The sequence below is a fragment of the Absiella sp. AM09-50 genome (genome assembly GCF_003433845.1).
Classification (GTDB): domain Bacteria; phylum Bacillota_I; class Bacilli_A; order Erysipelotrichales; family Erysipelotrichaceae; genus Hoskinsella; species Hoskinsella hominis.
On record NZ_QVFI01000018.1, the window covers coordinates 59,545 to 82,095 of the forward strand.

Genomic DNA, 22,551 nt, shown 5'->3' on the forward strand with positions numbered 1-22,551 from the left:
AATTCTTTATTTGTTATAAGTTTCAGCAGTTACGTCATTCCATCCAATGATGTTAGTTCCATCCATTTGTGGAGTGAAATTATCTGCCTGAATACCTTCAGCAACGATATCAATTGTTAATACTGTATCAGCATATGCATTTCCCCAACTCATAGGAATTTCTACTGTATACTTATTTTCACCTTCACCTTTTACTTTAAACAAACTTACTGTTGTAGGTGCAGATACTTTCGTATTGTAATAGTAATATCCATCAGCATCTGGTGTTGGATTCCAACCATCATTGATATCAACAACTTCACTTAATGCAGGTAACAACTGTTCACCATCAACCATGACATCATTTCCATTTTTGTCTTTCAATGTAACAGTTACTTTTGCTCTTAAATAAGCATCCTCTGATCCATCAACAACACTGATCTGTGGATCTTTCAGATATTTATTACCAGGTTGTACGTTATTAGGATTTTCCCATCCTGGTTCTTCTAAATCAACATCAACATGTCCCATAGTGATCACATTGGTTTTGTTATCACTATCTGTGAAATATGCCAGTGTGCCACCAGCAATAGCTCCAATTCCCAGTACACCTGCAATAGCTAATGCAATAAGTTTTTTATTTTTCATAAGTTATCTCCTCACTATTATTTTGCATTCATTAGGTTTGTTAATTCTTCAGCAGCGTTAATTCCTTCTGTACTCTGAACTAAATAACCTTGAACATGAATTTCAAAAGGCATCATATCTTTAATATCAATATCTTTTACAATCTTCACTTCTTTAAAAATTGGTTCAGTTAACATTCCATGTTCAACAGCTAATGCTTTACCATTATCTCCTACATACATATATGAATTTGGAACAGTGACATCTCCATTTTTTAATGGTACCCAATAACCTTCAACTTCTTTTCCGTTTTTTGTAGTTGCTGCAGTAAATTTATCAAGAGTTAAATTAAATTCTGTTTCAGCAGTTAAAGCTTTAATATATTCTTCTTCATTATTATATCCTAAATCTTTTAATACTTCTGCATTACTTTTATACTGCTTATCATTGTTATTACTATAAGTCACATATGCATCTTTAGGTAAAGAATATCTCAGCTGAATACCAATATAAGCACTTTCAGCATCACTGTTATTTTTAATCTGTGGATCTTTTGAAATAGTGCTATCTGGTCTGTATTCTACACCCTTTTCTTCTGTACCTTCCCAATTTGGTTCAAAGATTTCTCCATCAATTCCTGTACCAATTGTAAAGATATTATTCCTTTCAACTGTTTTATCTGAGAAAATTGCATAAGTTCCTGCACCAATTGCCAATACTCCTGCCATTGCAAGGCATGCTAATAATTTACTTTTTTTCATTTTATTTCACCTTTCCAAATTTATTTATCTTTTAATTGAAGTAGCTTCGGCCAATTTAACTAATTCATCAATTGCCTCTTCCTGACTTACTTCATCATTTCCTTGTACAGCATAACCTGTTACTTTAATTTCAAATTTTGGTAATGTATAAGCATCGCCTTCGATTGGAACATATTTATCTCCAATTTTTTCATATAAAACTCTTGAGCTATTTGTTGAATCTGTTTTATCAATAATTTCTGGTTCTTTATCGTTTCCATTTTCGTCTTTATCAATGCGATATAATGTTTTACTAGAATATTCAGTTTTGATAACTTCTTTAATACCAGTTATAACTTTAATATCAGTAAAGATAGGATCGCTGCTAGCTCCTGGTTGAACGACGTTCTTAAAAACATAAAATTCTGAACCATCATTATAAGTACCAAATTCTTTCCACAAATTATTAAATCCTTCTTCGCCATTATTCATGATTTCAGCATAATTTTCGATAAATTCTTCTCTTGAAATATGCTTACCATTATTATCAATATACTCTAATTTAACACCAACATAAATTGGAAGTCCTTCATTTTTTTCTGCATCATTTTTCATAACAGGATCTTTTGCAATTACCTGTCCTGGAATGTAATTTTCTGCAATTTCTTCATCAAAGTTTTCTTCTACTAATTCAGTACTGATATCCTTAGATGATGTAAACGTATTTGTCTTCGTTTCTGTAACTTTGTTCAAAAATGCCCATGTTCCTGTTACTGCGATAGCTCCTGTTAATACCATTGCGCCTAATGTTGTAAATAATCTTTTCTTTTCCATTTCTCTCACCTTTCAATTTTACCTTTCTTAATTTTTTTTCGCTAAATTTAATAAAGACTCTTTTGCTTTATCTATTGTTACATTTGTTTCCTGCACTGCATATGCTTTTACTTTAATATTGAAGCTCGGTAATTTATTTCCATCTGGTTCTATATCAAGTTTGATAACAAATCTATCAAACAATGCAGGAGTAGTAGTATTTGAATTTAATACTTTTTTATAAATATAAAGGTCAAATTCTTCATCTGTATCAACTAATTCAAATTCATTATTCATACCATTCTGATATGAACTATTCAAATGCTGAAACTTGCCATATAAATTTTCAAATTCAGTTTTTGAAATAGGAACACCCTGACTATTCTCATAAACTACTTTAATGGCAACATATTCATTTTCATCACTAGTGTTCATCACAATTGGATTCTTAGGAATCGCATCTCCTGGATGATAATTCTTCGCAATATTAAATCCTAATATTTCTTTATTGGTTTCCTTATCATCAATTACTGTTCCAGGTATTGCTCCATCTGGATAGCTTTCATTAAAATCAAAGCCATCCCATTTATCTTCACGAAGCTTTAATGAAATACTTCTATCAGAGCTAAATGTATTCGTTGCTGTCTCTGTTACTTTTGACAGAAGTGCATATGTTACACCAGCTGTTATCAAACAACAAATAGAAGCGACTACCAGCAGTGACTTCTTTACTGGTTTCATAATTTGCCTCCCTTCTTCTCTTTCTTTTTACACATATATTATCTAACTGAATAGTCACATGGCGGTAACAAAAAAATAAAATGCCATAATCAGTACATATTTATTTGTGACCTTATTTTTCTTATAATTTCAAGCAAAAAAAAAGTGTAGTAACAGAAATTTATGTTTCTTATTACTACACCTTATTATTTTATTTCTTTTCTTTATCATCCTTTGAAAGCTGATCTACGATGAATGATAACAACATCATGATTAATATAAAAGCTACTAAAATGATGATACCACTTGTTGAATTTAAATAAACAGCAAGGAAACCTAAATAAGGAATGGTGAATCCTAACGCTCTTCCCTTAACATTATTAAATGCAACGCTTCCGCCATCTTCATTATCGTTAGCATCCCCCTTGGTTTTAAAAGATTGTTCTTCTTTATTTACCTCTATTACTCTATGTGTTACTACAGTATCATTTCCAATAGTGAACGTGATAGAATCTCCTACTTCTACATCAGATGGGTCTACTTTTTGTACAAAGACTAATCCACCTACATGATATGTTGGCTCCATACTACCACTTAATACCGCCATTGGGGTTATACCAAACAATCGTGGCACAAAAAATATACAAGCTAACAAAATAACCAAAATTACAACAATTGTTGTAATAATATTCCAAACTTTCTTAATCATATTGTTCTCCTTTTTATTTATGCTTATATTTTACTACTATTCTTTAACAAAGGACAATATTATTCCTAATTTAAATAGAAAAAAGCAGCGAATATCCACTGCTTTATCTATTACTTCAATTTACTGGGTTAAAACCTGTAAAATAATTACCATCACTATTTGCTGTTAATTTCCAAGCATCAGTAAGGTTTGTAACTGGATGTGCGCTAATTGCGTCAGCCATTACCTGTAATTCTAAATGTGTATTTTTTGGTAAATCTTGATTTAATGTTATAGATTCAAGCAATACATCTGTTTCATTATTCGGTGCAACAGCTTCAGTATAATAATAAGTATCAGAATTTTGATCATAAACCCATTTATTTGAATTTCCATTAAAGTTATACTTCAAATCTACAGATTGACCAATGGAATCACCATCCTGGTTTTTAATCATAGGTACAAATTTTACACGGATATAACAATCTGTAGTAGGATAATTTGAATCATAAATATTCTTTATTTTAACCACCTTAGATATAGTATCATTTTTGTTGATTTTGCTATATTCTTCTTCATCATTTGTACTATCTTCATGGTTTTTATTATTCTCAATTACTGAAATATTTACTTTAGCTGCAGCTCCCTCAAACTTATTTAAATTCTCTTGAGAAGATGATGAGAGCAACGCATATGTAATGCCAACTGCAGATAATGCTACAATTAAAGCCCCGACGATCATAGCTTTCTTTTTAATTTTTGTAAAATTCATCATGCTAATTTACCTCCCATCATTTCGATTTTTTTGTTGGAGTTAAGCAAGAATTTAAGTTCTTGCTTAACTCTTAATTTACTTCTATCTTTCATATAATTCACCAAATCACTTGTTAATAAATTGATTAATTGCAGAAGCTACATCACCAAATAAATTAGATAAAGCTTGTATAAACTCATTTTCAAAATTTGTGTTTGCTGGATTGCTATACTCTACACTCAATTTTGTAGTATCTTCTTCTACTCCATAATAAGGTTTATTTCTTGTATACGCAGTAGTATCGTCTCCAATGTAAATATTAGATGTTGTATTCTCAGCATTTCCACTATAGTCATCTGCTTGAGATTTTAATTCATACTTCCAAGACCAATCTGTTATTTCAGTAACTGTATAATATCCTTTTTTCAAACCTTTAATTTTCACTGTCTTTTCTTTTGTATTCTGATTAGCTGAGAAATCAATGGTTTGATAGAATGTATCTAAAACATTACCATCTTTGTCTTTTCTCTCAATTTTGTATAGAAAACTCTGATTTGCTTTAATAAATTCATCGTCTCCACCTACATATTGCTGATTTATTTTTTTGGTAATATTTAATTGACCTTTCACAACATAGATTGTAAAATCATGAGAATCATCTTTATCAGAATTAGGTGTTTTATTTGTTATACCTGTGTTAGCAGTAATATCTTTATTGGTATCAGTACGCTTAACATTTAATTTAAATTGAGTATCTTCTGACAATTCAACATCTATATTGTTATCAATAGTTTCTTCACGATTGACAACTTGAGCATTTAAATTTAAACTTGGTTGATTTGTTAAAGGTTTTGGAGCTTCAGAATTAGCTTTGCATTTCCATTCAACTTCATCTGAATTATATCTTTCTTTAACTTTTGTTAAATCCCCATAGAATATAACTTTATCAGTTACATTTAAATCAGGAGTAAACACATATAAATGAGACATTTTATCAGTTATATCTTTAGATCCGTAACTTCCATTTTGGGTTGGTTTCACAACAGCGCTAATACTAAAGTTATGAGTTGTACTATAGTCTGTAGTATCAAAGTTATCATTCACTTCCAATGATCCCTTATTTTCTCCAGCATTTACTGTGAATGTTCCAATTACAGTATCACCATCTTTAATGGTATATTCTATTCCGGCGAAATCATTTCTGTTTCCACCCCATTCAAAATTTTTACCATTAATCAGATAACCATTTTGTAAGAATTCATCTACACTCTTCCAGTTATCTCCAATATAAATACTTGCATCTTTAACTTGGAAATCATACTTCAATGGGACATCAACATCAGGTGTATCAAAATTTTCAACTACTTTATTATTTTTATCATAAATACCGGAATCATCCTTATTTGTAGGAACCTCGTTTCCTCCAACAAATCCATCAATAGGTTCTACGTCTTTGATAACTACAACTAATTTATAGCCAACAGGTGTTCCATCTTCCAAATAAACAAAATTTTTAGAATAATCATAGCCAGTAACTGTAATAGTATCTCCTTCAGTTTTTATTGTTACTTCATTTGTAATGTTTATTTTTTCACCCCAGCTATTAGAATCGCCTAATTCTCCACCATTGTAAGGCTGTTTATAGACAGTTATATTTTCTTTTGGGATATCACCTTTAAAATATTTTGAAATTTTATCGATCAGCATTGTATCTGAATCTAACTCTATTTTTGGTACAACTTGAGAGAATATATTTTCAAAAATTTCCTTTAAACTATCAGCATCGTTAGCTGCTAAATAATATCCTAAATTATTAGGTTTCCCATACCCAGGCCAAAGATTGGCAACTATTGCATCCATATTTAAATATTGATTGCCAACATAATTATTTGAAATTAAATGCAAGAACTTATTTATAATATTTTTATCACTAGTAGGCGTATTATAAATGTCAGCAGATGGATCAGCTTCAGTAACTACACCTATACTATAACATGTTGCGTGATTTTCAATCTTAATATCGTTTGCTGTTTTTATTGCATCATTAGCTATATTTTCACTATAACCACTATATTTTGTCGGCAACCCATCAGTAAAAGTGATTACGACTTTATCTCTGTTTTCCGTTTTATTATAATCTAAGATTTTTTTTGCCATTTCCATTCCTAAATCTATATTTGTTGCTCCAGAGGCAGAAATAGAATTTACAGCTTGATTAAGAATGTTTCTGCCATCTGCTTCAAGTGTATTTTGTAATGCATTACCATATACATTTTTTTCGTTATATTGATTAATATTTTTATAATTCATTGGATTATTTAAACTTAACACCTCTGTATTCTTATATGCAGGGTAGCTATTAGAATTCTCTGTATATTCTCCCATTGCAAATCCCACCATAGCAATTCTATGATTGAAATTAGAGTCTTTTGCGTTTTTCTCAACTAAATCAATAAAATTGCTAACACTTTTCTTTAATGCTACTTTTTTTGTATATATCGCATAAAATTGCGTATGTTCAGAATCATTTTCATTCACTTTAGGTGTGCAATAAACTTTCCTATTATTTCTACTATAATACCATCTATTACTATTACTTTCATATGTTAATTTAGTGTAATAATTGTTTACATAAACATAATATTTTGTTCCGTCTAAAGACAATTCATCTCCATAAACTTTGTAATAGCTATTTTTTTCAAATGGATCATCCATACTTCCGGATTGATCTAATACCAATACAAAATCTATTGGATTTCCTGACATTGACACTTCTCCTGTCAAATAGGTTTCCAAAGTAATATTGGCAGTATTACTATTAGGATCAAATTCTGCTATTTTAGATGTTTCAATATTAGAATTTTTTGTAGGAGTAAAATTAGTTGGTACACCACTTAAACGAGCGCTTCTATACATCACACTATTTTTTGAATAATCATAGAGTGGTGCTGCATCTAATAATGGAACAATTGTTGATGGATCAAATGTAGCTGGGGCTTCTTTTACACCGCTTTCTCTAGAATCTTCTTCATTTTCTGCTTTAGGTTGTTCTAAAGTTTTTGCTTCTAATTCAATCCAGCCAGTTGTCTTGAAAGTTTGTTTTACAATACCGTTTTCCAAATTCTTATCAGCTTTTGCAGTCACTACTTTTTCTGTAGTTTCTGTAGCAGATGTTACATCATAGTAGAAAGGATTATCTTCACTAGGAGTAAACTGTGCTTCAGCTTTTCCGTTTGTATAATATGTTCCGCTTTCTTTTGCAGAATATTTTACTTTGAAAGATACTGTTTTAATTACTGGTCCATTTGCATCAGCTGTTAACTGATCTGATTTTAATGTCCAAGTTGCTGTACCATTTGCAAGGGTCATATCTGCTGGCAAAGTACCTTCAACTTCAAAACCATTACCAATTACATCTGTAAATGTCAAAGATGTCTCTTCTTTTAAAGGAGCCTTTATAGTCTCACCATCTTGATAGTTATTTGCCATTGCACTTAATGTAATTGTAAATGTACCATCACCATGGTCTACTACGTCTTTATTAGTCCAGACTTGTCCTGCATCTAATGTAGCTGGTTTCTCTACAGCATTATTCACACCATGATTTTTGATAGTGATATCTGTATCCTCCGCTTTTATATACTTAGTATCAACATTTAGACAAATCATCACAAAGCTTAAAACTAAAGCCATTGTCTTCATTAATTTTTTTCTCATAGGAAGTCCTCCTCATTTCATATAGTTTAAATATTAGAATCTTTTCTTTATCGTCTATATCTTACCAATGTCAAGTCACATAGTGGTAACAAAAAAGTTTTTCGTGTGACCATTGATTGGAAAGAAAACATAGCCACACTGCATCAGGATGGCTATGTTCTGTTATTTATTTATGAATTGGCTTCATTGTTTTGTCTTTTTTTATTCCAATACATGAAGATAATTGCGATACCTGCGACAACCAGAATACCCAAACCGCCAGCTAACATTGCATAATCATTGCCTTTACCATCGCCTTCTGGTGTTTCCTGATCATTGATATCTGTCTGGTCTTTATCTTTATCTGTGTCCTTATCGTTATTACCATCACCATTTGGCTGATTATCATCAGGGATAACAACATCAGGATTAGGTGCTGGAGTAGGATTTGGATTAGGAGTAGGTGTTACATTGTTCTGGTTGCCATTTTCCTGTGGAACAACCTGATTAACTACTTCTTCCTGTGTTATCGTTTCATAACGAATAACTTCGTTAGGATTTGTTAATGTATAAACAAATTGAATTTCCATTCCATCTTTTAATGTAAATGTCTGTTCAGCTTGCTGATAGGTATAACCTGGAACTGTTTTTGCACGTTCCACAATCTGTGTACCACGTTCCCCTAACATTGTTTTAGGTGTAGCGATATCCGTTTTATTTTCATCAACATAGCGTACAGTGTATGATACACCATCGATCAATACGCCATATTTTGCGACATATACTTGTTTACCTGTTACCTTTGAACCAACAGAAGGAAGCTGTTTGCTCCATCCTTTAAAGACATAACCTTCTTCTGCTGATACTGTAGGTTCATTAGGGAATACATCATTTGTACTTAAATGATAAGATACTTCTTTTTGACCATCTACACTGCCGTGTGAACCAGCCTTAAATACGATTTCATATTCTGCTGCTTTAATATCTGTAGTGGAAATAGGTAAAAGGAATAAGCATGCCATCACAATGCCTGATAAAGCTGTTAAAAATCTATTACGCTTTTTCATTTCTTTCACCCTTTCTGTTTCTAACCCTCATTACAATAATCACGATAATCAATGCTAAACTTGCCACAAACATTCCAAGAATTGTTCCAATAACCGTTGTATCACCAGTCTGTACGCCAGGAATCTTATTGATCACTGGGACTTTTTTAATGACTGTCACAACTTTTTCCACTGGTGTGTTATCTTCATGTTCTACTGAGAATATCAGATTTAAGTATCCTTCTGTATTCTGGTATGTGTTATCCATGGAATCTCCATCTACTTTGATTTTCATCAATACAGTTGTAGATTCACCTTTTTTCAATGTTTTTAATAAATAATTCTGATCTAATGAATCCATATTGCTTTGTGTCATACCACCAATTTTACCAGTATAGAATGTTTCTCCATTATTAGAGAATTCAATATCATAGGCAATCTGGTTATTTGCGACACCTTCACCTAATGGATTGGTATATTCACTTCTAACATAGAACTTTAATTCACGATAATCATCATTAGATAATGTAATTTGTTGAATTCTTTCTTCACCAGGTGCCATATTTTCATAAGCACTGCTTTGTTCATATGTTATAAATTTTTCACTGTCACCTTCAAATGTCAATCCCATATCGCCATCAGCGGCATGAATGGATGCACTCCCCATCATCATTGCTAACAAAGCGGAACATAGGAATATTTTTTTTATTTTCATAAAGGTTTCCTCCTTCTTTATACGCTAATCTTCAACAGAGATGATGTTTCCATTTTCATCAAATTCAATTTCTGCGCCCCATTCTGACAATACAGCATCTTTCCCTGAAATACTCTGTACAGCTTCGGCATCAAAAGATAAATGTACTTGATATGTAGAATAGTTTGTATCCTTTAATTCAGGACTGATCTGAATTGCATCCATCAGATTCGTAGATACTTCATCAGATTTCATTGGTTTTCTATAATAGAAATAAACGTTTTCTGAATTAGAATTTGCTGCATCATCCATAATGATCCAGTTTGCAGGATCTTTGGTAACCAGCTTAATCAAAGATGCATCAGCATCTGGCAGTTTATTTCCATTTCCATCTTCCCAATATTTGGTTGCTGTTACACGAACATATAAAGTATGTTCTTTTACATTTTCCACATGTACGCTGCTTTTGATTTCTGCGCCTGGCAGAACTGACATAAATTTATATCCATTTTCTGTTTTTTCAGCATTTGTTTCATTAGTGCTTTCAATCAAGTCTATACCCAGGCTTCCAGCACTGATTTTAGCACCAACCTGTGTTTCCGCATGAAAGAATGCCATTGATCCTTGATATACTAAGAAGCCAAGTAAAACAGCTGCTGTTAATACCATCACTATTTTTTTCATACGATCATTCCTCTCATCATAAAGATTCTAATTTCATCCTACTCAAAGTATATAGAAGTGAAGTAACAAAATAGTCACACGGTTACAATTTGAATTTCCATGGATGTGACCATTTTCTCTTTGATAATTAAATATCCATATATGATAGAGTTATATATTTGCCTATGCGTTGTTATAAAAGAATATGTTTATACGATTTATCTAGCATATATCATGGCAAGAAATGATTATACAATGGTAAGAGAATTTCCAAGTGGAAAAGAGTTTGCGGATGTCGTTTTTATTCCACGATATGATAAGCCAGCGATGATTATTGAACTGAAATATGATAAAGATGCTGATACTGCGATTAAACAGATTAAAGAAAAGAAATATTTCTTTGGCTTAGAAAAGTATTTAGATAATTTGTTGTTGGTAGGTATCAACTATGATAAGGAAACAAAGAAACATACCTGTGTGATAGAAAAATATAAATAAATTAATGAAAAAAGTATATGGGTTGTTCTCATATACTTTTTTTACTTTTTAAATTGTACACTGTCTTTGATAATCAAGTGTGGCTCTAAACGAACATCTTCACATGGTAAATCTTCATTTTCTATGTGGGATAACAAGACCTTACAAGATTCAATCGCAAGTTTTTTTACATTCTGATCAACAGAGGTGATTTCTGAACCCTGCATATAAGGGTATAACAAGTTGTCATAACTGATAATAGAATAATCTTCTGGAATACGCAATTGATGTTCACTCAGGCATTTGATCAAGCCTAAGGTCATCATATCATTACTGACAAAGATAGCTTCTGCATCTGTCTGAATCAGCTTCTGTCCTGCTTCATAGCCACTATGGTAACGATAATCTCCGATTTCTATATATTCTGGTTTGATTGGCAAATGGAAGTACTGCATAGCTTTTTTATAACCGATAGTTCTAGAAGAGCCGTTTTTACTGCTTTCCGGACCACCAATACAGGCAATTTTGGTATGCCCACGTTCTACAAAGTGCTGTATGGCAAGAAAAACACCTTTTTCATTATCGAAATATACCCGATTACTATTTATTTCTGGATAGAAACGATCTATCATCACATAAGGTATCGTTAAATTTTTTAATGCCTCCTGCATCTGTTTTGCATCTTCAAAGGATTCATTACTGACGGTGATAAATAAGCCATCTACACCACGTGATACGAGCAAGTCTAACAACATTAGATCATCAGAAGCTTTATCATTAGTATTCATGATCATTAAGGCATAACCTTTTTTACGGCAGTATTCTTCAATGTTTTTTGATAAGGAAGAAAAGAATATGTTTTCAATATCAGGAATAATTAGACCTAGCAGCTTGGATTCTTTAGTGACCAGACTTCTAGCGGACTGATTAACACGATAATGATGTTTTTTCGCTATCGCCATGATATTATCTCTTGTTTCCTGTGCTACACGACATGGTTTATGGTTTAAGACAAGGGATACCGTGGTAACACTGACATTTGCCTCTTTGGCAATATCTTTGATTGTGATTTTCATACGTTACATCCCCTTTATTGATTTCTTTATATAGCATATTGTAACATGAATGAATTATTTCTTACAATGAATTTTTCAATTTCTAAAAGTAAGTACAAAAAACAGTCCTTCGACTGTTATTTTGTTTGTTTAATTTTTTCCACAATACTTTCTGCATCTAATCCATAAGCTTTTAATAATTCTTGTGGGGTTCCACTTTCCCCAAATTGGTCTTGCATACCAATCATGATTTGTCTACAGGATAATCCAAGTGGTGCCAATACTTCCGCCACAGCACTACCAAGACCTGCCATGACATTGTGTTCTTCTATGGTATATATCACATTATGATTTTTTGCAGTTTCCACAATCAGCTCCTGATCGATTGGTTTGATACAATCGATATCAATCACTGTGACTTCTTCCTCCAGCATATCCGCTGCTTTTAATGCTTCCTGCACCATCAGTCCACTTGCAATCAATGCGATATGTTTTCCCTTGCGAAGAACATGTCCTTTGCCAAGTGTAAAGGTGTAATCCTGATATATCGATTCTACTGCACAACGTCCCAGTCTTACATAACATGGTCCATCGATATCCGCAATCGCCGCAATAATAGCTTTGGTACTTGCTTCATCACATGGCTGAAATACTTTCATTCCTGGTATGACACGCATTAATGCGATATCTTCAATACATTGATGAGATGCGCCATCTTCGCCTACACTGATTCCTGCATGTGTCGCACATATTTTTACATTGCGTTTTGGATATGCAATACTGTTTCGTATCTGTTCATAAGCCCTTCCTGCCGCAAACATCGCAAAACTTGATGCATATACAACTTTTCCACTTGAGGCTAGTCCTGCGGCTACACCCATCATATTGCCTTCCGCAATACCGATATTATAATGTTGGTTTGGTGCTGCTTTTTTGGCATCTGCTGTTTTTGTGGATTTACTGAGGTCTGCGTCTAATACAATGACATCTTTTCGTTTCTCTACTAACTGTGCTAAAGCCTTCCCATAGGCTTCTCTTGTGGCCATCTTACTCATACGCTTTCCTCCTTTAATTCATTCATTGCCTGTATGTATTGTTCATCATTTGGTACACTGCCATGCCATGCATAGTTGTTTTCCATAAAGGAAACCCCTTTTCCTTTGATGGTATGGGCAAGTATCATTGTTGGTTTGCCTTTGTTTTCTCTGGCTTTTGTGAAAGCTTTTGATAATTCATCAAAATCATGTCCATTGACATGCTCCACATACCAGCCAAATGCTTCAAATTTTTGATCGATCGGTGTAGGATCAATGACATCACGTACATCTCCATCAATCTGAAGACCATTAAAATCTACGATTGCACACAGATTATCTAAATGATAATGTGCCGCAAACATAGCAGCTTCCCAAACTTCCCCTTCTTCACATTCTCCATCACCTAATAGTGTATATATACGATAGGGTGTTTCATCTATCTTTCCTGCAAGTGCCATACCAGCAGCTGCGGAAATCCCCTGTCCTAAAGATCCTGTGGACATATCCACACCATCTATATAATTCATATTCGGATGTCCCTGCAGACGGGAATGGATTTTACGAAAACCTGATAATTCTTCTTCCTGCAACAATCCTTTTTCTGATAATACAGCATATAATAAAGGACTGGCATGCCCTTTGGATAACACAAAACGATCACGCTTTATTCCACTTACATTTTTTTCATTGATATCCATTTCTTCAAAATATAGATATGTTAAGATATCTGTCGCTGATAAAGAACCGCCAGGATGTCCTGATTTGGCTTCATATACCATACGAACAATATTTTGACGAATATGATTGGCTCTTTTTTCTAACATTTCTTTATTCATATACGTTTGTTCTCCTTTACAACAGAATCATCATAGAAAAGATAAACATAAAGATGATTCCAGATAACATTGGGACACTCGTTCTTTTGACTAGGTCCAATGGATTTACTTTGATAAAACCTGCGACGATGACTGTTACAGCAGCTACTGGCGATACAGCTCTCATCAGGTTGCCAGCTAATGCCATCGGTACAGATATTGCGGTCGCATTAATTCCTGCTGCAATTGCAAGTGGCATCATCAATGGTACCATAGCATAAAACAGCGCTGTCCCACTTCCACTTAAGAATACGATCAATAAGGATAATCCTACTAAGATGAGTGGCAGAATAAATCCTAGACCATTACCTTTGATGCTTGTCATCATATTTTGAAGGGTTGAAATAAGTCCAATAGAATTTAAACCTAATACAAATACAGATGCACTGACTAATAATGCCACAATAGACATAGAATTCCCCATTCCTTTAAAGAATTCTTCTGTTTGTGCCAGTACGCTGGATGTTCCTTTTTTACGAATCAATTCACAGAAAATAGCGATAATGAGTGAGAAGATAGAAGCAACTTCTACACTGATATTGATTTGCATGTGCAGCATTGTCTGCATGATATAGATCGCAATCAACAATAAAATCGGAAATACTGGTAAAATGGCATATACGATTTTAAACAGTTTACTGCCTTCAATCGCCTGTACTTCGGCATTTGCCACAGGCAGCCCTTCTTCTTTTGGCATATGTTTATCCATATGCTTTTGCCAGAAGAAATGAGCGATTGCCATTACCAGCAGGGTAGGCACAGAAATAATCGCATGGTATTGAATGACATAATCTGTGACAGTTAATCCAGCATATTGTGGATAATTTGCTAATTCATTGGCAATGGCAACATTATCTCCGCCTAGTGGTGTTGGCATAACAGTTGCGGCAGTTGCGATAATTGCGGCAGCTGTCATAGAGGACATACCAGCACTTCTTAATACCGGATATAAAGTTGCAAGAAGGATAATCGCAAGATTAGAAGCACTTGGTATAACAAGGGATAATACATTGACCAATACAAAGACAAATGGTACCAGAATATAAACGGATTTAATCTTCATAACCGGTTTGGTTAATACATGAACCGTAACATCGTTGGCTCCAATGCTAGACATGTAGGAAGAATAACCACCTAATACCAAAATAATCAATCCTGCACCTGATATGGTTGTTTTGAATTGTGAAATTACGGCAGCCAGAGGATCTAACCATTTGACTCCGGTAGATGTAAAGTCTTTGATTGCAATATCATTCCCCATAAATATCGCAACATACATTAAAACAATTCCCATTGCAAACAGTGTTGTCTTAATATCCATTTTTTTAATCAGCATATAGATCACAATACCAAACACCAAAACGGTTGTGATCAGCATAACAACTGTATTCATACATTCACCTCAAATTTTATAACAGAAAGAATCTGAGCCTCCAGATTCTTTTCTGTTTCTTTTCATTATAATAATACGACAGCAAGTACCATACAGGCAACGCATCCAACTAATACTGGAACACTTGTTCGTTTAATCAGCTGCATTGGTGTAACACCCATTGTAGAACATACAATCATGATACACGCCGCTACTGGAGAAATAGAACGTACCAGGTTGGCAATCATCTGCATAGGAAGTGCAATCATAGGTCCGGTTACTGATGCTGCATGTGCAATACCAGGAAGCATATCTACGGTAGCATAGAATACGCTTAAACCACCACCAGAAATCAAACCAATCAAGAATGTAACACCAGAGAATGCAAGCATCATCAGGGTACCAGCACCTTCAATACCAGTAACTGAGTTTGTTAACATATCTACAACACCTAATACTTTTAAACCTTCAATTAACAGGTTGGCAGCAACCAATAAGGATACAACCATAGCAAGACCATTTCCCATACCCTTGAAGAATTCCTGGATATCGTGTGTAATCTGTGTAAATTCATGTTTACGAATTAATTCTACAATAATAGATGCAATCAAAGAAATAAAGGTAATCGTTACAAGTCCGATGTTCAAGTTTAAACCTTTTAATGCTAAATTGAATACCAGTACCAGAATCAATGGTAAGATTGGAAGAATAGCGTAATAAGCAGGTGGCAGATTTGTATTCAGTTCTGCGATCTTACTCTTATCAATTTCAGCATTTGTGCCATCTTTTTTATCCAGATATTTCTGCCAGAAATAGTGTGCAACTGCCATTAACAACAATGCAGGAATAGAAATCTTCGCATGTGCAATAACATAATCCATGATATTCATACCAAATGTATTGGCAGCAATAACGTTATCAGCACCAAGTGGTGTTGGCATAATTGTCGCAGTCGTTGCGATAACAGCACCAGCCGCAAGTGGTGATACATCAATTCTTGTAAGAATTGGGAATAAGGTAGCCATCAATAATACAGCTAGAGAGCTTGCACTAGGTACAACCAAAGATAACAAGTTACCTAATAAGAAGATAATAGGAATCAGGATATATTTACTTTTGATTCTACCAAGTGGTTTTGTCATGATATTGACAGTCACTTCATTTGCGCCAATCAAATTCATATAGCTGGAATAACCGAATAATACCATGATGGTTAAACCAATGTTGCCTAAATTACTTAAGAATGATAATTCAATTTTTTTGAATGGATCCAACCAGATAATACCAGTTGTTTCCTCTGGTGATAAGATTGGATGACCAAGTGCTGCAGCTGCAAATAACAGTGCGATACCACCTAACGCCAAAGCGATAGTTGCATTGTACTTTTTGGTAATCAAATATACAACCGCAAGTACAACGACTAATGAAATAATAACTTCTAACATTTTAATTTCCTCCTCTTTTGATTAAATACACTTCTGTATAGAGTCCACAAACCATTGACGGAATGCATCCTGGTTAATATCCAGACATACGGTTGCATTCGCATCTTGGTGTAAGTACCCTTTCAAATCTACTACTGTACATCCAGCTGTCATACTGCCCGCAAGCTCAACATCCAGATATGTTTCTTCAGCGGTAAACATTTCCGGTGCCAACAGATAAGCAATCGCACTGCTGTCATACATTTTTAATCCCGTATTGAAACTTCCCCCACGATATTTCTTAAACAGACAATATGCCATCGCACCTGTCTTATTCATATCTTTAATACGTTCACTATCCTGTGGCAATACCAATGCCTTTAATCCAACATCCAAACCTACCATGGTAAGTTTTACTCCACTGTGGAAAACCATATGTGCAGCTTCAGGATCCAGTGCTACATTAAATTCAGACATAACCCCTTTATTTCCTCTGCTGGCACTTCCACCCATCATAACGATTTCACGAATGTTTTTCTTTACTTCTGGGTATGTTTTCAACAATAATGCAATATTGGTAAGTGGGGCAATCGGTACTAGTGTCACTGGTTCAGCACTTTCCATAATGACTTTACGCATTGCATCTACCGCATTTTCTTTGATAGCGCTTATCGTTGGTTCTTCAAAATCAAAGCCTTCCATACCGCTCTTTCCATGTACGTTGCTGGCATCCTCATAAGGACGAATCAATGGACTATCCGCACCCATTGCGACAGGAATATCTTCTCTTTCAAAATATTTCAATAAACGTAATGCATTATAGGTTACTTTATCCAGGCCTACATTACCTGCCACGGTCGTGATCAGTTTCACATCCAGTTCATCAGAGAATAATGCAATTGCGATTGCTAAAGCATCATCAATACCTGGGTCTGTGTCAATAATTATCGGTCTTTTATTCATGTGTTTTCTCCTCCTTGAAATATGACTCAACTTCTTCTGTATACGGAATGGATACCTGCGCGCCACGTCTTGTGACTGTGATGGCAGCTACCTTTGTCGAAAATTCCAGTGCTTCTTTTACTGGCATATCCTTCGCAAGACATGCACACAAAGCACCGATATAAGAATCGCCTGCGCCTGTGGTGTCCACTGTTTCAACTTTACGGCTATCCACAAATACTGGCGTATCTTCCATTTGGGTGATACTTCCATGAGCACCTAATGTGATAATTGCTTTAGCACCTCTGTTTTCAAATGCTTGTAAACCTTTGATGCAGGACTCATCATCATTAGGATAAATACCAGTTAATAACTGACATTCACTTTGATTTACCACGATCAGATCTAAGTAGTTATATAAATCTTCTTCCAATACTCTTGCCGGTGCTGGATTTAAAATCGTATATAAACCTTTTTTCTTCGCATAGCGAATAGAAGCATCTACTACCTGAAAATCATTTTCCAACTGTGTTAAGAAGATATCTCCTTCTTCTGCGATTGCATCTAAACGTTCCTTTACCATAGAAAAGGTTAAAGTATGATTCGCACCATTTCCTAAGATGATACGATTATCATGATCACAACAGATAATCACCGCAACGCCTGTAGAATCAAATTTAGAAATACTGATATCGTCTGTACACACACCATATTCCTTTAATTTATTTAAAATCTCCTGACCAAAGATATCATTTCCAACATTCGCAATCATTCTTGTATCTGCGCCAAGTTTTGCGGCTGCGACTGCCTGGTTGCCACCTTTTCCACCTGGATTGATCAAGAAATCATATCCGTTGATGGTTTCCCCTTTCTTTGGCATATAATCACTGTTGATACTTAAATCCATATTTAAACTTCCAAGTACGATTACCTTTTTCATGCGATCACCTCATTCTTATCAAAATATTTTAACATGCCTGGTCCTAAGCCTTCACTTGGTCTTTTCACAAATCCATATTTTTCATAAAATTCCACACAGCATGGCGTAGACATCAGACCAATGTATGCCCCCTGACATGCCTTCTTTGCGATGTACTGAAACATGCTTTTCATCAAAAGCTTTCCAATCTTCATCTTCTGATAGTCTGGATCAACAACCACATCTTTAATGAAGAAAACGATACGATCATCCCCAACAATTCTTGAAATTGCGATTGGTTTGTCATCATCATAAATGACAACTGTATAGATAGAGTTATGAAGTGCTACAACAACATCATCATACGCATATTCTTTAAAGTCTACTTTTTTTCTTAAGCTGATATAGATATCTGGTGTTAAAGCGTTATCTCTTATTTCTAAATTCATGTTCTCACCTCAGTTTGATAAAACGTTTTATCTATCTTGCACAATTATCCTAACACGTGATGAAAGCGTTGTCAATACTTTTTGACAAAACGTTTTATCATTTCTTTGTAAGCTTTTACAAAAACTGTTGGCACTCCAACAGTTTTACAATTTTTCAATCAAAAAAAAGCAATGAGGATGATTCATTGCTTTTTTCGTTCTAAAAATATTGTTCTTGAAATAGTAGTTTTTGATATCTTTTTTTTCGTAATTAAATCATTAATACATTCTTTAAATGTTTTTGATGGATTTCCTGTATATCCTAAACTCTTATAAAGTTCTTTTAAAGACATAATATCCGTACCTAATTCTTTTAATATTGCTTTTTCTAATTCTTCTCTGGTTCTTTTCGTTTTTGCAATTTGCACACCATTATCTAAAGCATCCGATTTTCTTTCTTTAAAAGTTTCATGTATTGGTAAAATCACGGAAAAAAATGATCGTTCTTTATCGGTTAGGAAAATCGGCAATGGCGATTTATTCGCTTTTATCGCCTTTAATGCTGTAGGAATACCAGTATTTCTTCCCTCAATCAAATGCAATTCCTTTAAAAAATCTCCTATTCGCCTATTTCGATATCTACGTGTTCGCATATGAAATGTTTTTATGTCTTTATCACTAATTGACCTATCGGGACCAGGAGCATTTGTTATTTCAATCGATTCTTTTTCAATCCTCACAGTAACCGGTTCATTTATTTGATATGATTTATGATATACTGCATTTGAAAGAAATTCTTCAATCGCTGAGTAGCTATAATTGGTATATCGTTCTGCTTCAGCTTTATCTTCAACCTTAAACACCTTTTCAGCAATAACATTATTTTTTATGTATGCCAAAGCACTTTTTAATTGTTGATGTATTGGTCCTTTAAAAATCCTTTCCTCCATACCTTGTCCTGTTGGATCAGGTATGTTTACTACCTCGATTTGTGTATAGGGAAAAAATCTCTCTGGTGCATCATTAAAAAATAACAAGCCAACATTTAAGGGTCTATAATACTCTTTAGGCCCGTTTGCAATTCTCAAATCATTTGCTAACTTCTCTAATTCCATAGTATCAACCGTTTCTATTAAAGAACTTTCTACTTCTCTTAAATAGTCTTTAATAATTTCACGTTTTAAATCGCTTATCTCAGCATTCATATTCATACGATCATCAAAGGGAACGTTATGGGATAATGATATTAATTCTTTTACATCAGCATTAGAAGCAACAATTGTACTAGATAATTTTCTAATATAATATAATTTTTCACTGTTTTTTGATGTAGGAACTTTGGGACATTGGTATGGTCTTTCATAACCACCAGGTACCCAAATAAGTAAAAGCAAAGCATTTTCATAATAGACTGGTTGCGTGACAGGAATATAAACAGGTCTTATATATTTACAAAATTGTAAAATACTTTTTTGAATTGAATCAATAGAATCTGGATTCAATCCTTTAATTGGTCTTTTAATTACACCATTTTTTTCTTCAATTCCTATAATAATATAGCCTCCACCCCAATTATCTATATCATTAGCAAATGCACTTATAGTTTTTAAGGTTGTGTCTGGATTCCAGCCTTCCTTAAATTCAATCCTGGCCCATTCAACAATATTTCTCTCCATTAAAGAATCAATTGTAATTGGTATTGACATAATTTCCTCCCATCCGTTTTTAATTTCTTTAAACGATTTATCGACGACTTATCGACGACTTATCGACGACTTATCGACGACTTATCGACGACTTATCGACGACTTATCAACGACTATTTTTTATCAAAATACGCTATTTTAAAGGCTTTTTGACCGATAACCATATTTTTTAATCGACGACTTATCGACGACTTATCGACGACTTATCGACGACTTATCGACGACTTTCATTATATTCAATAGTATAACACGTTTAATCATAAAAAAAATGATTAATTCAAATATTTTAATTCACTTCTCTATAACATCCTATAGAAAAACATCGCCGAAATCGACGATGTTTTCTCATTATTCTTCTTCCATGATATCCACGTTTTCCCCATTTAGTATCTTATTCATATTACGAATTGCACACATTTTTCCACACATTGTACATGTATCTTCTCTTTCTGGTGTGCTGTCTTTACGATATCGTCTTGCTTTTTCAGGATCAATCGCTGTTTCAAACATGGTTTCCCAATCCAGATTTCTTCTTGCCATTGCCATCTTGTGATCCCAGTCAATCGCACCTTTAACACCTTTGGCAACATCTGCCGCATGTGCTGCGATTTTACTTGCGATAATACCTTCTTTTACATCATTCACATCTGGTAGACGCAGGTGTTCAGCCGGTGTTACATAACATAGGAAACTTGCACCATAAGTAGCCGCAATGGCACCACCAATCGCTGCCGTGATATGATCATAACCTGGTGCAACATCTGTAACAATAGGTCCTAATACGTAGAATGGTGCGCCTTTACAAATGGTATTCTGAATTTCCATATTTGCCTGAATCTGATTTAAAGGCATATGACCTGGTCCTTCAATCATGACCTGAACATCTTTTTCCCATGCCCGTTTTGTTAGTTCCCCTAATGTCACAAGTTCTTCGATCTGAGAAATATCAGAACCATCTTCAATACAGCCAGGGCGACATGCATCGCCTAAACTTAAAGTAACATCATATTTCTGGCAGATATCCAGCACTTCATCAAATCGTTCATAGAATGGATTTTCATTTCCTGTAATTTCCATCCATGCGAAAATGATAGAGCCGCCTCTGGATACAATGTTTGTGATACGTTTATTGTCTTTAAAGCGTTGTGCTGTACGTTTGTTTATTCCACAATGGATAGTCATAAAATCTACACCATCTTCTGCATGCATACGAAATACATCCATCCATTCCTGTGTTGTGATATCTTTTAATGCCTTATTGTAGTAAACGACTGCATCATAAATTGGCACAGTTCCTAATATTGCTGGACATTCTTTTGTCAGCTTTCTTCTAAATGTTTGTGTATCCCCAAAAGAGCTTAAATCCATGATAGCTTCTGCGCCCATGTTTACGGCACTTTTGACTTTTTCCATTTCCATATCCAAATCTAAACAGTCTTTACTTGTGCCCAGATTAACATTAATTTTTGTTTTTAGCATTCTGCCAATCCCATAAGGTTTTAAACAGGTATGGTTTTTATTTGCCGGAATGACAATTTGTCCTTTCGCAACATAATCGCGTACCTCTTCTACATCCATCTGTTCATAGGCTGCGACAGCTTTCATTTCTTTTGTGATCACGTTGTTTCTAGCAGCGTTCATTTGTGTTGTGTATTCCATTTTCTTCCTCCTAAAAAAAGCTGAACGCCTGCTACGGTGTCAGCTTTTGCTTAGTAAATTTATATCGTGGATTACACTTTCGTCACAATAAAATCCCTTCGCCGGCATTACCCGTATCAGGTTCAGTGGGTCAGGATCTTTATTGATCCAATCTCAGCCATCATTGGCACCCCATTTTTTGTACGTATTTATTAGACCATACATAAACCAATAAGTCAATGTAAATTTTACAATATA

21 protein-coding genes and 1 riboswitch are annotated in these 22,551 nt (G+C 34.2%); of the genes, 1 reads left to right on the forward strand and 20 read right to left on the reverse strand.

Annotated features, from left to right (window positions below; genetic code table 11):
- Positions 1–6: 6 nt before the first annotated feature.
- From DW114_RS14520 to DW114_RS14565, 10 genes are all read right to left on the reverse strand, one after another.
- Positions 7–627 carry a TasA family protein gene (locus tag DW114_RS14520; protein WP_117454460.1) on the reverse strand — a complete coding sequence of 207 codons (621 nt, stop codon included), beginning with the start codon at positions 625–627 and terminating at the stop codon, positions 7–9.
- 17 nt (positions 628–644) lie between these two features.
- Entirely contained in the window at positions 645–1,367 is a 723-nt protein-coding gene (locus tag DW114_RS14525) for a SipW-dependent-type signal peptide-containing protein (RefSeq protein WP_117454461.1), read from the reverse strand.
- A 24-nt stretch (positions 1,368–1,391) separates the two neighbouring features.
- The gene (locus DW114_RS14530; RefSeq protein ID WP_117454462.1) at positions 1,392–2,180 is read right to left on the reverse strand and encodes a hypothetical protein; all 789 of its coding nucleotides are present in this window, start codon (positions 2,178–2,180) and stop codon (positions 1,392–1,394) included.
- A 27-nt stretch (positions 2,181–2,207) separates the two neighbouring features.
- Entirely contained in the window at positions 2,208–2,900 is a 693-nt protein-coding gene (locus tag DW114_RS14535; RefSeq protein WP_117454463.1) for a hypothetical protein, read from the reverse strand.
- Between the two features lie 190 nt (positions 2,901–3,090).
- On the reverse strand, positions 3,091–3,588 hold the full coding sequence (locus tag DW114_RS14540; protein WP_117454464.1) for a signal peptidase I: 498 nt from the start codon (positions 3,586–3,588) through the stop codon (positions 3,091–3,093).
- Positions 3,589–3,703: 115 nt separating this feature from the next.
- Positions 3,704–4,342: a hypothetical protein gene (locus tag DW114_RS14545; RefSeq protein ID WP_117454465.1), complete on the reverse strand. Its 639-nt coding sequence runs from the start codon at positions 4,340–4,342 to the stop codon at positions 3,704–3,706.
- 105 nt (positions 4,343–4,447) lie between these two features.
- On the reverse strand, positions 4,448–8,038 hold the full coding sequence (locus tag DW114_RS14550) for a VWA domain-containing protein (protein ID WP_117454466.1): 3,591 nt from the start codon (positions 8,036–8,038) through the stop codon (positions 4,448–4,450).
- Positions 8,039–8,208: 170 nt separating this feature from the next.
- Positions 8,209–9,084, reverse strand: coding sequence for a MucBP domain-containing protein (locus DW114_RS14555; RefSeq protein WP_117454467.1), 876 nt, complete (start codon positions 9,082–9,084; stop codon positions 8,209–8,211).
- Complete coding sequence (locus tag DW114_RS14560) at positions 9,071–9,778, reverse strand: hypothetical protein (RefSeq protein WP_233509543.1); 708 nt, start codon at positions 9,776–9,778, stop codon at positions 9,071–9,073. Before DW114_RS14560 ends, DW114_RS14555 begins: the two co-directional genes overlap by 14 nt.
- Before the next feature lie 24 nt (positions 9,779–9,802).
- Entirely contained in the window at positions 9,803–10,441 is a 639-nt protein-coding gene (locus DW114_RS14565; protein ID WP_117454468.1) for a hypothetical protein, read from the reverse strand.
- 141 nt (positions 10,442–10,582) lie between these two features.
- Between DW114_RS14565 and DW114_RS14570 the strand changes: the two genes are divergently transcribed.
- Complete coding sequence (locus tag DW114_RS14570; protein ID WP_233511384.1) at positions 10,583–10,918, forward strand: PD-(D/E)XK nuclease domain-containing protein; 336 nt, start codon at positions 10,583–10,585, stop codon at positions 10,916–10,918.
- A 41-nt stretch (positions 10,919–10,959) separates the two neighbouring features.
- Here DW114_RS14570 and DW114_RS14575 read toward each other — a convergent pair whose 3' ends face one another.
- The 10 genes from DW114_RS14575 to thiC all read right to left on the reverse strand — a co-directional run bounded on the left by DW114_RS14575 (position 10,960) and on the right by thiC (position 22,314).
- On the reverse strand, positions 10,960–11,973 hold the full coding sequence (locus DW114_RS14575) for a LacI family DNA-binding transcriptional regulator (protein WP_117454470.1): 1,014 nt from the start codon (positions 11,971–11,973) through the stop codon (positions 10,960–10,962).
- Between the two features lie 116 nt (positions 11,974–12,089).
- Positions 12,090–13,007: a transketolase family protein gene (locus DW114_RS14580; protein WP_117454471.1), complete on the reverse strand. Its 918-nt coding sequence runs from the start codon at positions 13,005–13,007 to the stop codon at positions 12,090–12,092.
- On the reverse strand, positions 13,004–13,825 hold the full coding sequence (locus DW114_RS14585; RefSeq protein ID WP_117454472.1) for a transketolase: 822 nt from the start codon (positions 13,823–13,825) through the stop codon (positions 13,004–13,006). Before DW114_RS14585 ends, DW114_RS14580 begins: the two co-directional genes overlap by 4 nt.
- A 16-nt stretch (positions 13,826–13,841) precedes the next feature.
- Positions 13,842–15,257 carry a C4-dicarboxylate transporter DcuC gene (dcuC, locus tag DW114_RS14590; RefSeq protein WP_117454473.1) on the reverse strand — a complete coding sequence of 472 codons (1,416 nt, stop codon included), beginning with the start codon at positions 15,255–15,257 and terminating at the stop codon, positions 13,842–13,844.
- A gap of 65 nt (positions 15,258–15,322) precedes the next feature.
- Positions 15,323–16,681, reverse strand: coding sequence for a C4-dicarboxylate transporter DcuC (gene dcuC / locus DW114_RS14595; protein WP_117454474.1), 1,359 nt, complete (start codon positions 16,679–16,681; stop codon positions 15,323–15,325).
- A 21-nt stretch (positions 16,682–16,702) separates the two neighbouring features.
- Positions 16,703–17,623 carry a ribonucleoside hydrolase RihC gene (gene rihC / locus DW114_RS14600; RefSeq protein WP_117454475.1) on the reverse strand — a complete coding sequence of 307 codons (921 nt, stop codon included), beginning with the start codon at positions 17,621–17,623 and terminating at the stop codon, positions 16,703–16,705.
- Positions 17,616–18,542: a ribokinase gene (rbsK, locus tag DW114_RS14605; protein ID WP_117454476.1), complete on the reverse strand. Its 927-nt coding sequence runs from the start codon at positions 18,540–18,542 to the stop codon at positions 17,616–17,618. Before rbsK ends, rihC begins: the two co-directional genes overlap by 8 nt.
- The gene (locus DW114_RS14610) at positions 18,539–18,970 is read right to left on the reverse strand and encodes a GNAT family N-acetyltransferase (protein WP_117454477.1); all 432 of its coding nucleotides are present in this window, start codon (positions 18,968–18,970) and stop codon (positions 18,539–18,541) included. Before DW114_RS14610 ends, rbsK begins: the two co-directional genes overlap by 4 nt.
- Positions 18,971–19,152: 182 nt before the next feature.
- Positions 19,153–20,655 carry an RNA-binding domain-containing protein gene (locus tag DW114_RS14615; protein WP_117454478.1) on the reverse strand — a complete coding sequence of 501 codons (1,503 nt, stop codon included), beginning with the start codon at positions 20,653–20,655 and terminating at the stop codon, positions 19,153–19,155.
- 348 nt (positions 20,656–21,003) lie between these two features.
- Positions 21,004–22,314 carry a phosphomethylpyrimidine synthase ThiC gene (thiC, locus tag DW114_RS14620; RefSeq protein ID WP_117454479.1) on the reverse strand — a complete coding sequence of 437 codons (1,311 nt, stop codon included), beginning with the start codon at positions 22,312–22,314 and terminating at the stop codon, positions 21,004–21,006.
- Positions 22,315–22,390: 76 nt separating this feature from the next.
- A riboswitch (TPP riboswitch) is annotated at positions 22,391–22,498 on the reverse strand.
- Between the last annotated feature and the right edge of the window lie 53 nt (positions 22,499–22,551).